The organism is Ectothiorhodospira sp. BSL-9 (genome assembly GCF_001632845.1).
Lineage (GTDB): Bacteria > Pseudomonadota > Gammaproteobacteria > Ectothiorhodospirales > Ectothiorhodospiraceae > Ectothiorhodospira.
The window spans coordinates 2171790-2184909 of the sequence record NZ_CP011994.1 but is presented as its reverse complement, the minus strand read 5'-3'; the positions used below and the strand labels follow the sequence as shown (position 1 = coordinate 2184909).

Sequence of the window (13120 nt, the reverse complement as noted above, 5' to 3'; positions counted from 1 at the left end):
AAAATGGGGACAGACACCTTTTTCGTTTTCGAAAAAGGTGTCTGTCCCCATTTTGGGTGCCTTTTGTCAGCCGGACCTGAGGGTGTCCACCTTCTGGAAGCCGCGGGGCAGTTTGGTGCCGCGGCGACCGCGTTCTCCCAGGTATTCCTGCCATTCGTCCGGCTTGAGGGTCTTGAACTTCTTGCCTGCCACCACGGTGAGACTGTCACTTCCGTCCAGCAGAGTCAGGTCCGCCAGGGACTCCTCGCCGGCCTTGAGGCGGGCGGTGGGGATATTGACGATCTTGTTGCCCTTGCCCCGGGGCATGCAGGGCAGCTCCGAGAGGGGAAGCAGTAACAGGTAACCGTCGGTGGTGGCGGCCGCCAGGTACTGCTGCTGCGGGTCACGCACCTTCATCGGGTGACGCACGCTGGCGCCCTGGGGCACGGTGAGCAGCGCCTTGCCGGCACGGTTACGGGAGATCATGTCCTCCATGCGGCAGATGAAGCCATAGCCGTGATCAGTGGACATCAGGTACAGGTCCTCCCCTGCCCCCATCATCACACCCACGAATTGCGCCCCATCGGGTGGCGACAGGCGCCCCGAGATCGGCTCCCCCTGCCCTCGGGCCGACGGCAGGGTATGGGCGGCCAGGGCATAGGTGCGGCCCGTGGAATCCAGGAACACCGCCTGCTGATTACTGCGCCCCTGGGCGTCGGACTGATAGGCATCGCCAGACTTGTAATTCAGCCCCTGGGCATCCACCTCGTGACCCTTGGCGGCTCGCACCCAGCCCATCTTCGAGAGCACCACGGTCAGGGGTTCGGCGGGCACCAGGGCGGATTCATCCAGGGCCTGGGCGGCGGCGCGCGCAACAATGGGGGAGCGGCGATCATCGCCGAATTTTTCGGCATCCGCCTCGATCTCGTCGCGCACCAGGCCACGCAGCCTGACATCGGAACCCAGCACGGACTGCAGGTGGTCCCGTTCCTGCTCCAGCTCGTCCTGCTCGCCGCGGATCTTCATCTCCTCCAGGCGGGCCAGGTGGCGCAACTTGAGTTCCAGGATGGCCTCGGCCTGGGTATCCGTGAGGCCAAACCGCTCCATCAGCACCGGCTTGGGCTCGTCGTTTTCCCGGATGATGCGAATCACCTCATCGATATTCAGATAGGCAATCAGCAGGCCTTCCAGGATATGCAGGCGCTTGAGCACCTTGTCCAGTCGCCACTGCAGGCGACGGCGCACGGTCTCAATCCTGAATTCCAGCCACTCAGCCAGCAGCGTTGGCAGACTCTTCACCCGGGGACGGCCGTCCAGGCCGATCAGGTTCATGTTCACCCGGTAGCTGCGCTCCAGATCGGTGGTGGCGAACAGGTGGTCCATCAGGCCCGCCATGTCCACCCGGTTGGAACGGGGCGTGATGACCAGACGGGTGGGATGTTCGTGGTCCGACTCATCCCGCAGGTCCTCCACCATGGGCAGCTTCTTGGCGTTCATCTGCCCGGCAATCTGTTCGAGCACCTTGGCTCCCGACACCTGGAATGGCAGGGCGGTGATGATGATGTCGCCATTTTCCCGCTCAAACCGGGCGCGCATGCGCAGACTGCCATGACCCGTGCGGTACAGGGCCATGAGATCCTGGCGCGGGGTGATGATCTCCGCATCCGTGGGGAAATCCGGGCCCTGGATGTGCTCGCAGATCTGCTCCAGCCCCGCATCCGGGTCCTCAAGCAGACAGATGCAGGCGCGGGCCACCTCGCGAAGGTTATGGGGCGGGATGTCGGTGGCCATACCCACGGCGATCCCCGAGCCACCGTTCAACAGCACGTTGGGCAATCGGGCCGGCAGCACCTTGGGCTCTTCCATGGTGCCGTCGAAGTTGGGCACCCAATCCGCCGTACCCTGCCCCAGTTCCGACAGGAGCAACTGGGCATAGGGGGACAGGCGCGCCTCGGTATAGCGCATGGCGGCAAAGGACTTGGGATCGTCCGGTGAGCCCCAGTTGCCCTGCCCGTCCACGAACGGATAGCGTGAGGAGAAGGGCTGAGCCAGCAGCACCATGGCCTCGTAACAGGCCGAATCCCCATGGGGATGGTACTTGCCCAGCACATCGCCCACGGTGCGGGCGGACTTCTTGTGCTTGGACAGGGCCGACAGGCCCAGCTCACTCATGGCATAGATCAAACGCCGCTGTACGGGCTTGAGGCCATCCCCCACGTGGGGCAGTGCGCGGTCCAGGATCACGTACATGGAATAGTCCAGGTACGCCTTTTCCGCGAAGGTGCTCAGCGGCTGCTGTTCAACACCATCCAGGTTCAGTTCAAGATTGCTCATGGCTCAGCGGGACTCAGTCATCGGTTTTGGCATCCCGCATGTAGAGCCAGCCCATGGGTGCCATCATGAGATAGCCGCCAACGATCATCACCACGGCGTAACCGGGGAATCGCCATTCAGGCGGATAGAAACTGCCCACCCCACCGGTGGCCAGTTCCAGGATGCCGGTCATGGCGATGATGATGCCCGCGAAGCTGAGCAGGATCAGCCCCAGGCGCGTTCCGAATCCAACCATTGGTTTTGCCACGTGTACACCTGTTGATTCTTGAAAGTAAGCCCCGCTCAATCCACTTCCGCCAGATGCCCCTTGGACTCCAGCCAGCCCCGGCGATCGGAGGCGCGTTTCTTGGCCAGCAGCATGTCCAGCAGGCCCATGGTATCGTCGCCGGCATCCAGGGTCAGTTGCACCAGGCGGCGGGTGTCCGGGGCCATGGTGGTCTCGCGCAGTTGCAGCGGGTTCATCTCGCCCAGCCCCTTGAAGCGCGTCACCGCCACCTTGCCCTTCTTCTTCTCGGCCGCGATGCGCTGCAGGATGCCCTGTTTCTCGTCCTCATCCAGGGCATAGAAGATCTCCTTGCCCACATCCACCCGGAACAGGGGCGGCATGGCCACGTACACCCGCCCCTGCTCCACCAGGGGCCGGAAATGCCGCACGAACAGGGCGCACAGCAGGGTGGCGATATGCAGGCCATCCGAGTCCGCATCCGCCAGGATGCAGATCTTGCCATAGCGCAGGTCCTTGAGATCCTCGGCCCCTGGGTTCACGCCGATGGCCACACTGATGTCGTGGATCTCCTGGGAGGCCAGGATCTGGTCCGGGTCCACCTCCCAGGCATTCAGGATCTTGCCCCGCAGGGGCATGATGGCCTGGAACTCCCGGTCCCGGGCCTGCTTGGCGGAGCCGCCGGCAGAGTCCCCTTCCACCAGAAACAGTTCGGTGCGACCCAGATCCTGGGCAGCGCAGTCGGCCAGCTTGCCCGGCAGGGTGGGGCCCTGGGTGACCTTCTTGCGAACCACCTTCTTGCCGGCCCGCATGCGCTTCTGGGCGCTGTTGATGGCCAGTTCGGCGATGCGCTCCCCGGCGCCCGGGTGCTGGTTGAGCCAGAGGCTGAAGCTGTCCTTCACCACACCGGAGATGAACGGGGCCGCCTCGCGGGATGACAGACGCTCCTTGGTCTGGCCGGCAAACTGGGGGTCGAGCATCTTGAAGGAGAGGATGTAGGCCACGTTCTCCCAGACATCCTCCGGGGCCAGTTTCACACCCCGGGGTACCAGATTCCGGAATTCGCAGAATTCCCGCACCGCGTCGGTCAGGCCGGTACGCAGGCCATTCACGTGAGTGCCGCCCTGGGCGGTGGGGATCAGGTTCACATAGCTCTCGGCCACCCCCTCGCCGCCTTCGGGCAGCCATACCACGGCCCAGTCCACCGCATCGGTCTCGCCACTCATGCTGCCCATGAAGGGCTCATCAGGCACCCGTTCGGCGCCATCCAGGGATTCCACCAGATAGTCCCTGAGGCCGGCCTCGTAGCACCAGTCGCAACGCTCGCCGGTGATCTCATCATAGAAGGACACCGCCAGCCCGGGGCACAACACCGCCTTGGCTCGCAGAATGTGCTTGAGACGCGGTACGGAAAACTTCGGGGTATCGAAATAACCGGCATTGGGCCAGAAGCGCAGACAGGTGCCGGTATTGCGCTTGCCCACCTCGCCCACCACCTTGAGGTCGGTGACCTTGTGGCCATCGGCAAAGCTCATGTGGTGTTCCTTGCCGTCACGCCGGATGGTCACCTCCAGCTTTTCCGACAGGGCATTCACCACCGAGACGCCCACACCGTGCAGGCCGCCCGAGAAGCGATAACTCTTGTTGGAAAACTTGCCGCCAGCATGCAGCGTGCCCAGGATCACCTCCACCCCGGGTCGTTTCTCCTTGGGATGCAGATCCACGGGCATGCCACGGCCATTATCGGTGACCGATACGGAACCGTCGGCATGCAGGATCACGTCCATGCGGTCGGCGTGGCCCGCAATGGCCTCGTCCACGGAGTTGTCGATCACCTCCTGGGCCATGTGGTTGGGCCGGGAGGTATCGGTATACATCCCGGGGCGCTTGCGCACCGGGTCCAGTCCGGAGAGGACTTCGATATCGGATGAAGTATAGGAAGATGAGGCGCTCATGCGCGTGCAATCGTCGTCTGCCAGGGCGCGGGTACTGTATGGGACATCATCGTGGGTGGCAAGTCCAGTGCCCGGCCATCCCCCTGCCAGAGGATGAAAACGCCCGGCTCAGAACATCAGCGCCATCATCTTGCGGCGATAGTCGTTGACCAGCGGATGCCGGGCGCCCAGCAGCTCGAACGCCGCCAGCAGGCCCTTGTGACCGGCATCCTCGCCATACTTGCGATGCTTTTTCATGAGTTGCATGAGCATGGCCAACCCTGACTCATACTCACCATCGAGGATCCTGGCAGCGCCCACTCGGTGCAGCGCTTCGGGGTCATCCGGATTCCCGTCCAGGCGCTCTTCCAGTGCGGGGATTTCTGCCAGGTCGCCGCGGGCCCGGGCCAGCCGAAGCTGGGCGTCCACGCGGCGGCCCGCATCCTCCTGATGGAGATGCACGGGCACCGTCTTCATCACCGCCTCAGCCTCATCCACGCGACCCAGCATCACCAGTGCCCGGGCCTGATCGATCTTCAGCTCTTCTTCCTCCGGGTTGGCCTCGCGGGCGAGCGCCAGATGAGCCAGGGCCGTGTCGGCATCGCCTGCTTCCAGTGCCTCCCGGGCAGCTCCGCGCGCTTCAGAGCCGGGGCCGGGCAGATGCTTGTCCAGCATCTGTCGAATGGTGGATTCCGGCTGCACGCCCATGAACTGATCCACCGGCTCACCCTCGCGGAAGACCAGCACCGTGGGCAGGCTGCGCACCCCATACTGAAGGGCCAGGTCCTGCTGCTGATCGCTGTTCACCTTGGCCAGCAAGAAACCACCGGCGTACTCCTCGGCCAGCTTGGCCAGGATGGGCATGAGCATCTGGCAGGGCTGACACCAGTCCGCCCAGAAGTCCACCAGCACCGGGCGCTGCTGCGAACCTTCGATAACGAGGGCGTGGAAATTCTCCTGGGTGATATCGACGATGGTGGCGGAAGTGCTCATGAATTGGCCTTGTACTGAATTTGCGTGAGTCCCAGCCCGAAGGGCCGATGGGTGGCCCTCTATTTTCGGGGTAAAGATTCAGGTTTCAAGGGGTAGACTGGATCAACGTTCGCCGGACACATGCTCGATCATCTGGGCAATCTCACCCGCCGGACGATAACCGGGGATCATGTCACCGGTTTCCAGCAGGATGGCCGGTGTGCCGTTCACGCCCATCATCTGACCCGCCCGCAGGTGTTCACGCACGGGCGTCTCGCAGTCATTCTCACCAATGGAGCGACCGGCCTTGACCCGATCCATGGCCTGAGCACGGTCATCGGAACACCAGATGGACACCATCTTCTCGTAGGTGGGCGTGCCTTCACCGGAGCGAGGGAACATCAGGTAACGCACGGTAATACCGTCCTTGTTGAGCTCGGCCACCTCGTCGTGCAAACGCCGGCAGTAGGGGCAGTCCACATCGGTGAACACGGTAATGGTGTGACGGGACTCACCCTCGGCGGGGTATACCACCATGCTGGCCTCGCTGACCCCCCCCAGGATCTCCTGCCGACCCTCGGAACGGGCCGAAGCGGTAAGGCTCTGGCGGGTGTCCAGCTCCACCAGATCCCCCTCCAGCACGTATTGGCCATCGCCGCTCATGTAGAGCACCTGCGCACCGAAGCGCACTTCATACAGGCCCTGGATGGGGGTTTCGCGAATGCTGCTGGCCTGGGCATTGGGCACCAGTGCCTCGATACGCTCGCGCAGTTCGCGGGGGGCATCGGAGCCGGCATGGGCGAACCCCGGCAGGGCCATCAGGAGGATCATGACAAGGACAATGCGGTAGCTGGGCATGGTTCAACTCTTGGAATGGGTTGGGCCGCGATCGCGGTGTCACCGGATTGAAACGCGGGACATATTACTCGGGGCGCTGATTAAAAGACCATCCCAGGGGCTTTGGGTTCAGCCCCGTGGATGGTGCTCGGCGTGCAGCGTCTTGAGCCGCTCCCTGGCCACGTGGGTGTAGATCTGCGTGGTGGAGAGGCTGGAATGACCCAGCAGCATCTGCACCACGCGCAGGTCTGCGCCGTGGTTGAGCAGATGCGTGGCAAAGGCGTGACGCAGGGTGTGGGGCGACAGATGCTTGGTAACGCCCGCCGTCTGGGCGTGACGGCGTATCAGGTACCAGAATGCCTGGCGGGTCATACCCGCGCCACGGCGGGTCACGAACAGGGCCTCGCATTGCCCGTGACCCTGCATCAAACCCGGACGGGCTTCGGCCAGGTAGCGCTCCAGCCAGTCCATGGCCTCTTCCCCCAGGGGCACCAGGCGCTCCTTGCCGCCCTTGCCCTGGGTACGCACCACGCCATGGCGCAGACTCACCTGCCCAAGATGCAGACCCACCAGCTCGGACACGCGCAGCCCCGTGGCATACAGCAACTCCAGCATGGCCCGGTCTCGCAGGCCATTGGCATCCTCCACATCCGGTGCCGCCAGCAAGGCATCCACTTCTGCTTCCGTCAGGGTATCCGGCAGGGGGCGCCCCAGTCGGGGGGCGTCGATACGCACCGTGGGGTCCTCGCGGATCTGCCCTGCCTGCACCAGGTAGCCATAAAAACGCCGCAATGTGGACAGCAGACGCGCCATACTCCGGGGCCTGGCACCGCCTTCCAGCCGCTGGGCCAGGTAGGCCAGCAACTGATGGCGGTCAGCGGCGGCCAGATCTCCACCCTGCCCCTCAAGCCAACCCTCAAGACCCGTCAGGTCGGCTCGATAGGCGGCCAGGGTGTGACCACTCAGGCCATGCTCCATCCACATCGCGTCGAGAAACCGGTCGATCACCGGCGACGCCTGGGTCATTTATCGCCCTTTTCACCCTTGGGGCGACGTGGCAACGCGTTGTCCGCTGCCGGACCCTCGTCTGCCGCGACGGTGGTCTCCGCAGCCTCGTCCAGGTTCTTGGCGGGCCGGGAGGTCGTCCCGCCGCTGGGGCCACCGGGGTTGGCGCGATCGCTCCCCAGGAAGGCACCGAGCAGATCGAACGGGAAGGGGAAGACGATGGTGGAGGCGTTACTGTCGTTGGACATGTCGCTCATGGTCTGCAAATACCGCAACTGCAGGGCCTGTGGATTGCCGGCCATGATGTCGGCGGCCTCGGTGAGTTTCACGGCCGCCTGCAGTTCACCCTGGGCGTGGATGACCTTGGCACGCCGTTCACGCTCCGCCTCGGCCTGGCGGGCGATGGCGCGGATCATGCTCTCGTTGAGATCCACATGCTTGATCTCCACATTGGCCACCTTGATGCCCCAGCTGTCGGTCTGCTTGTCCAGAATGCTCTGGATGTCGTCGTTGAGCTTGTCCCGCTCCGAGAGCATCTCATCCAGGTCGTGCTTGCCCAGCACCGAACGCAGGGTGGTCTGGGCCAGCTGACTGGTGGCGTTGTTGAAGTCCTCCACCTGGATGATGGCCTTTTCCGGATCCACCACCCGGAAGTAGAGCACCGCGTTCACCCGCACCGTCACGTTGTCCTGGGAGATCACGTCCTGGCTGGGCACGTCCAGGGTGATCACGCGCAGGTCCACACGGACCATCTGTTGAATCCCGGGGATGACGATGATCAGGCCAGGGCCCTTCACCTCCTGGAAACGCCCCAGGAAGAAGATCACACCACGCTCATACTCGGGCAGGATCCTGATGGACAGTATGAGCAGACCCAGGATCAGGGCCAGTGGAGCCAGAATGGCTGTAATCATGTTACGACTCCTTTTGAGGTTTCTTGATCAGAGACGGGCTCCACGATCAGCGTCAGGTCATTCATGCCGGTTACCCGCACCGTGTCGCCCTTGGAAACGGGCACCTGGGATTGCGCCAGCCAGGATTCGCTGTGCAGCCAGACACGACCGGAACCCTTGGAGAAATCCTTCGTTGCCTGCCCCTGCGCCCCGATCAACTCTTCGCGGCCGGTGGTCACCTTCTTGCGGCGCAGGCCCATCAGCTTGCTCATCACCCAGATGAAGAAGACAGCGGAAATCAGTGCCGTACCGCCAATCAGGGGGATGGAAATATGCAGGTTGGTCTCATCCACCAGGATGATGGAGCCGAAGACGAAGGCCGCCACCCCCCCGATACCCAGTATCCCGAAGCTGGGCAGGAAGGCCTCGGCGATCATGAAGCCGATGCCCAGGATGATCAGCGCCAGGCCCGCGTAGTTGATGGGGAGCACCTGAAAGGCATACAGCGCCAGCACCAGGCAGATGGCACCCACCACGCCGGGGAAGATGCTGCCCGGATTGGCCAGCTCGAAAATGATGCCGTAGATCCCCACCAGCATGAGGATGTAGGCAATGTTCGGGTTGGTGATCACCGACAGCAGCCGGGTACGCCAGTCAGGTTCAATCTCCACCAGCTCCAGGTTTTCGGTGTTGAGCTCACGCTCACCGATCTCCATTTTCACCGTGCGACCATGGATCTGTGCCAGCAGATCCCGGGTATCCTCGGCCACCACGTCGATCACATTCTTCTCAAGTGCATCGGTTGCCGTGAGGTTCACGGCCTCGCGCACCGCCTCCTCGGCCCAATCGGCATTGCGCCCGCGCAGCTCCGCCAGACCGCGGATATAGGCCACGGCATCCTCCAGCACCTTGCGCTCCATGGCAGTGCCGCCCCGACGCGGATCGCGCAGAGGCTCCACATCCTCCTCGCTGATTTCCGCAGCCTCATCATTGGCTTCACTGCCGTTGCCATTACCGTTGCCGTTGCCGTTGTCCTCATCGGTAGCTTCGTCCTGCTGGCGGTCGCCAGAGCGTGGCCGGCGAGGCTCATCCTCATCGGGCATGCCGGGCGGGCCTCCCATCTGCACCGGGGTGGCCGACCCCAGGTTGGTGGCCGGGGTCATGGCCGCCACGTGGCTGGCGTACAGGATGTAAGTACCGGCACTGGCAGCGCGGGCGCCCGAGGGCGTCACGTAGCTGGCTACCGGCACCGGGGACGACAGAATGGCCTTGATCATGTCCCGCATGGAGCTGTCGAGGCCGCCGGGGGTGTCCATGCGGACCACCACGATCTCGGCGTTCATGTCCCGGGCCGATTGCAGCCCGCGCACAAAGTAATCACTGGTGGCCGGGCCGATGGCGCCATCCACATCCAGCACCACGGCAACCCCCCGTTCATTGCCATTGCCGTTCTCCTGGGCGTGACTGAACAGGGCCAGCCCGGCGCCCACCAACAGCAGCAGACACCAGAGCAGGATTCGGCGGGCAAAGGGCGTTGCGAGTCGTTTCATGGGGCCGGGACCAGCCTTTGAGAATTGAGCTGAGGAACGTTGATGGGTTCGACCATGGGAGGCGGCACAAGGTTTCCTTTCTACTGGCCGCTGTTCTACTGGCCGCTGTCCATCAGGGCCGCCAGGTCACGGCTGAGCAGGGTCTCGTCGCCCAGGTTCAGCTCCACCAGGCGTCGCAGATGCTGGGCACTTTCCAGGTCCATCTGCGTGACCCGAAGCCCCAGATCGTGAGCATCCATGCGCACCACCTGAACCATCACCAGGATACTGTTCTCCGAATCCAGCGGCACGCGCAGGTAGCCATAATCGCCCATCCGACGGGGAGCCAGCAGGGTGGGCGTTCGCACCAGCACACCCTGCAGCGACAGATCCACCAGTTCCACCCGGATTTCATCGGGGCTGTCGAAGGTGAGAAAGGCCACGCCGTCGAAAGTCACCCGATGAAACTGCCGTCTTCCGTTCTGCTCTTCCTCTACCATGGATTGCCTCTCCATCGTGGCCATTGCGCTGATCCTGTCAGCATTCACTCCACGAGTATAGGAGTACCGATCCGGTTTGTAAGGGCCGGTTCTACTTGCAGGGGGGATGAGTATAATGGCCGCTCCTCACGCATTGCCCAGGCTCCACCATGACCGAGACCGCGAAACCCTACTCGCACGAACCCGTTGGACTGCTGCGCCGCATGGCCTGCTGGATGTACGACGGCCTGCTGGCCCTGTCCGCGCTGATGCTCACCACCCTGCTGGTGACCGTTGCTACCGGCCTGACCGTGGAGCACCCCCTGTATCCGGCCTATGTGCTGCTCATCCTCGGGGTGGCCTTTTTGTATTTCGGCTGGTTCTGGACCCACAGCGGCATCACCCTGGCCATGCAGACCTGGCGGGTGCGCCTGGTGGGGTTTGATGGCTATCGCGTCACCTGGGTGCAGGCCTTGCGTCGTTTCGTGCTGGCCATGAGCCAGTGGATGCTCCTGCTGGGGGGCCTGCAGGCCTGGCGTCAGGGTCTGTGGCCCGTGGCCGTGGTGGTGGCGCTGATCCTCGTGGCTGGGCTCATCTGGACCCTGCGCCATCCGCAGAAGTTCATGCTCCACGACCGCTGGTCGGGTACGCGCCTGATACGGTTGCCGGATCACAAGGCCGGGCAGGTCTAGCGCACCCGTCGGATGGCCCACAGGGCGATCACCAGGAAGACAGCCATGGGCAGCACCGCCGCCAGCAGCGGCGGCATGCCGTACACCAGACCCATGTGATTCAGCATCCGGTTGAGCAGGTGGAAACTCACGCCGATCAGGATGCCGATGAACAGTCGCTGCCCCGCTCCCCCGGTGCGCAACGAGCCAAAGATGAAGGGAATGGCCAGCAGCAGCATCACCAGGCTGGATAACGGCGTGGTGAATCGCGTCCAGAAGGCCAGCTCATAGGGGGCCGACTCCAGATTGTTCTCGCGCAGGTAACCGATGTAGCGCGCCAGGGTCCAGGCAGACATCTGCCGCGGCTCCACCACGATCACGTCAAACAACTCCGGGGCCAGCAGACGATCCCATTGCTCCGCGTCGGCACGCTCCACCTCCACGCCATCTACCGAGACATGGCTGCGCACCACACCTTCCATCTGCCATTCCCCGTCGTGATAACGGGCACTGGCAATACGGATGGACTGGGTCATGCGCTGCTCGTCGTCGAACCGGTACACCCGCAGATCATGCAGGCGCAAACCGGGCATGATCACGCGCACGTTCAGGTAATCGTTCCCGTCCCGCGCCCATAAACCAATGCCACCCACCTGAATCTGATCGGAATGGGAAAAGGTACGCATGTTCTGGGCCTGACGCTCACTGGCCGGGGCCACCACCTCGCCCAACAGCACCGCCGCCAGCATCAGCACCACACCCGCCTGCAACGCTGCGGTGATGATGCGCGAGACCGACACCCCCGCCGCCCGCATGGCCGTGAGCTCACTGTTCTCCGCCACCGTGCCCAGGCTGAGCAGGGCCCCAATGAGCACCGAGGTGGGGAACAGTTCGTACAGGCGGCGTGGCACGGTCAATGCCGTGTACATGAGGGCCTGAATCCAGCCGTAGGCCCCCTCCCCCACATCGTCGATCTCGGCGATGAAGGCAAAACCCACATCCAGGGCGGTGAGCACCAGCAGGGCCAGAAGGGTCCCGCCGATCACCTGCCGGGCAATGTAGAAGCGCAGGATCTTCATGCCAGTTTCGCCCGGCGCCAGCCACGCAGCATCCAGAAACTGCCGTACTGTCGCCACAGCAGCACCAGCGCCAGTACCACCAGCCCCAGGTGTACCCACCACATGCCCAGCCAGGCTGGTGTGTCACCATCAGCGAACCAGTCCTTGGATACCATCTGCATCTGCGCGTAGACCACGTAGATCCCCACCCCCGCGGCCAGCTTGGCGAACCGGCCCTGGCGTGGCGAGGTATAAGACAGCGGCAGGGCCAGGACGGCCAGCAGCAGCATGGACAACGGTGCGGCCAGGCGCCATTGCAGTTCTGCCCGGTGCTCCAGGCGCTCCGACCCCCACAAATCGGCCGTGGGCACGTTGTCCGTGCGACTGCGCACGGTCACGGCTCTGGGATCGGGCATGCGCACTCCATGGGTGGCGAACTGAATGATGCGAAAATCCGCATCTCCGGGGCTGCCTTCGTAACGATGACCATCACGCAGCACCAGGAAACGCTGGCCACTACCGGGGTCGATCTGCTGCTCGGCGCTGCGGGCCACCACCACCTCGGTGTCCCCGCCCTGGCGCCGCTGGATGAAGACGTTGTGCATCACCTCACGATCATCGGAAAACGACTCCACGAAAAACACCGTGCCATCCACGCTGCCAGCCTGCAGGAACCGCCCCGGGGTGATCCCCATGAGATCCGAGCGCTGCGCAGTCTCGGCGCGGATCTCGTCCACCTGCAGGGTGGTCCAGGGCCCCACATACAGCGACAGCACTGCCAGCAGCACGCTCAGCGGCAGGGTAATCGCCATCACGGTACCGAACAGCCGCCCGTAACCCACGCCGCAGGCCTTGAGCGCCGCCATCTCGCTGTCCTTGTGCAACCGCCCCAGGGTGAGCATCACCGCCAGGAACAGCGACACCGGCAACAACAGGATCAGGGCCCGGAAAGACCCCAGTGCCAGGATCACCGGCAACACATCGGCGGGGATGCGCCCCTCGGCCACTTCCCCCAGCAGGCGCGCCAGCATGCCGCCCAGGATGATCAGCAGCAGCACCAGGATCACCGCCATCTGCGTGAGCAGCATCTCGCGGATCAGGTAACGGTCCAGGACCTTCAACGGCATCTCGAATCACCCCGGCACGGGGTGCGTTAACGGTGGAGGAAGATTCCCTATACTACTAGCCCCGGCATCGGCTAGGCCA

Annotated in this window: 12 protein-coding genes; 1 reads left to right on the top strand and 11 read right to left on the bottom strand. The window is 63.7% G+C overall.

Going from position 1 to position 13120, the window contains the following annotated elements; translation table 11 throughout:
* Window positions 1–66 precede the first annotated feature (66 nt).
* From parC to ECTOBSL9_RS10210, 9 genes are all read right to left on the bottom strand, one after another.
* Window positions 67–2313, bottom strand: a complete 2247-nt coding sequence (gene parC, locus ECTOBSL9_RS10250) for a DNA topoisomerase IV subunit A (protein WP_063464959.1) — start codon at window positions 2311–2313, stop codon at window positions 67–69.
* Between the two features lie 13 nt (window positions 2314–2326).
* The gene (locus ECTOBSL9_RS10245; RefSeq protein ID WP_156500091.1) at window positions 2327–2560 is read right to left on the bottom strand and encodes a hypothetical protein; all 234 of its coding nucleotides are present in this window, start codon (window positions 2558–2560) and stop codon (window positions 2327–2329) included.
* Window positions 2561–2595: 35 nt separating this feature from the next.
* Window positions 2596–4491: a DNA topoisomerase IV subunit B gene (gene parE / locus ECTOBSL9_RS10240; RefSeq protein ID WP_063464957.1), complete on the bottom strand. Its 1896-nt coding sequence runs from the start codon at window positions 4489–4491 to the stop codon at window positions 2596–2598.
* Between the two features lie 108 nt (window positions 4492–4599).
* Window positions 4600–5463: a thioredoxin gene (gene trxA, locus ECTOBSL9_RS10235; RefSeq protein ID WP_063464956.1), complete on the bottom strand. Its 864-nt coding sequence runs from the start codon at window positions 5461–5463 to the stop codon at window positions 4600–4602.
* A 102-nt stretch (window positions 5464–5565) separates the two neighbouring features.
* Window positions 5566–6300 carry a DsbC family protein gene (locus ECTOBSL9_RS10230; RefSeq protein WP_063464955.1) on the bottom strand — a complete coding sequence of 245 codons (735 nt, stop codon included), beginning with the start codon at window positions 6298–6300 and terminating at the stop codon, window positions 5566–5568.
* A gap of 108 nt (window positions 6301–6408) precedes the next feature.
* Window positions 6409–7305 (bottom strand): site-specific tyrosine recombinase XerD, encoded by an 897-nt coding sequence (xerD, locus tag ECTOBSL9_RS10225; protein WP_063464954.1) that lies wholly within the window; start codon window positions 7303–7305, stop codon window positions 6409–6411.
* Complete coding sequence (locus tag ECTOBSL9_RS10220; RefSeq protein ID WP_082829868.1) at window positions 7302–8198, bottom strand: slipin family protein; 897 nt, start codon at window positions 8196–8198, stop codon at window positions 7302–7304. The genes xerD and ECTOBSL9_RS10220 overlap by 4 nt, the downstream gene beginning before the upstream one ends.
* Window positions 8195–9727: a nodulation protein NfeD gene (locus tag ECTOBSL9_RS10215; protein WP_063464953.1), complete on the bottom strand. Its 1533-nt coding sequence runs from the start codon at window positions 9725–9727 to the stop codon at window positions 8195–8197. The genes ECTOBSL9_RS10220 and ECTOBSL9_RS10215 overlap by 4 nt, the downstream gene beginning before the upstream one ends.
* Before the next feature lie 95 nt (window positions 9728–9822).
* Window positions 9823–10230, bottom strand: a complete 408-nt coding sequence (locus ECTOBSL9_RS10210; RefSeq protein WP_082829867.1) for a PilZ domain-containing protein — start codon at window positions 10228–10230, stop codon at window positions 9823–9825.
* A 125-nt stretch (window positions 10231–10355) separates the two neighbouring features.
* Between ECTOBSL9_RS10210 and ECTOBSL9_RS10205 the strand changes: the two genes are divergently transcribed.
* The gene (locus ECTOBSL9_RS10205) at window positions 10356–10877 is read left to right on the top strand and encodes an RDD family protein (protein WP_063464952.1); all 522 of its coding nucleotides are present in this window, start codon (window positions 10356–10358) and stop codon (window positions 10875–10877) included.
* On the opposite strand, the gene lptG is transcribed toward ECTOBSL9_RS10205, so the two are convergent.
* The gene (gene lptG / locus ECTOBSL9_RS10200) at window positions 10874–11935 is read right to left on the bottom strand and encodes an LPS export ABC transporter permease LptG (protein WP_063464951.1); all 1062 of its coding nucleotides are present in this window, start codon (window positions 11933–11935) and stop codon (window positions 10874–10876) included. The genes ECTOBSL9_RS10205 and lptG overlap by 4 nt on opposite strands.
* The gene (lptF, locus tag ECTOBSL9_RS10195) at window positions 11932–13041 is read right to left on the bottom strand and encodes an LPS export ABC transporter permease LptF (RefSeq protein ID WP_063464950.1); all 1110 of its coding nucleotides are present in this window, start codon (window positions 13039–13041) and stop codon (window positions 11932–11934) included. Before lptF ends, lptG begins: the two co-directional genes overlap by 4 nt.
* Window positions 13042–13120 lie beyond the last annotated feature (79 nt).

Coding starts and splice junctions, on each gene's coding strand:
- parC (WP_063464959.1), bottom strand. CDS start 2,313: ATGAGCAATCTTGAACTGAACCTGGATGGTGTTGAACAGCAGCCGCTG.
- parE (WP_063464957.1), bottom strand. CDS start 4,491: ATGAGCGCCTCATCTTCCTATACTTCATCCGATATCGAAGTCCTCTCC.
- trxA (WP_063464956.1), bottom strand. CDS start 5,463: ATGAGCACTTCCGCCACCATCGTCGATATCACCCAGGAGAATTTCCAC.
- ECTOBSL9_RS10230 (WP_063464955.1), bottom strand. CDS start 6,300: ATGCCCAGCTACCGCATTGTCCTTGTCATGATCCTCCTGATGGCCCTG.
- xerD (WP_063464954.1), bottom strand. CDS start 7,305: ATGACCCAGGCGTCGCCGGTGATCGACCGGTTTCTCGACGCGATGTGG.
- ECTOBSL9_RS10220 (WP_082829868.1), bottom strand. CDS start 8,198: ATGATTACAGCCATTCTGGCTCCACTGGCCCTGATCCTGGGTCTGCTC.
- ECTOBSL9_RS10215 (WP_063464953.1), bottom strand. CDS start 9,727: ATGAAACGACTCGCAACGCCCTTTGCCCGCCGAATCCTGCTCTGGTGT.
- ECTOBSL9_RS10210 (WP_082829867.1), bottom strand. CDS start 10,230: ATGGCCACGATGGAGAGGCAATCCATGGTAGAGGAAGAGCAGAACGGA.
- ECTOBSL9_RS10205 (WP_063464952.1), top strand. CDS start 10,356: ATGACCGAGACCGCGAAACCCTACTCGCACGAACCCGTTGGACTGCTG.
- lptG (WP_063464951.1), bottom strand. CDS start 11,935: ATGAAGATCCTGCGCTTCTACATTGCCCGGCAGGTGATCGGCGGGACC.
- lptF (WP_063464950.1), bottom strand. CDS start 13,041: ATGCCGTTGAAGGTCCTGGACCGTTACCTGATCCGCGAGATGCTGCTC.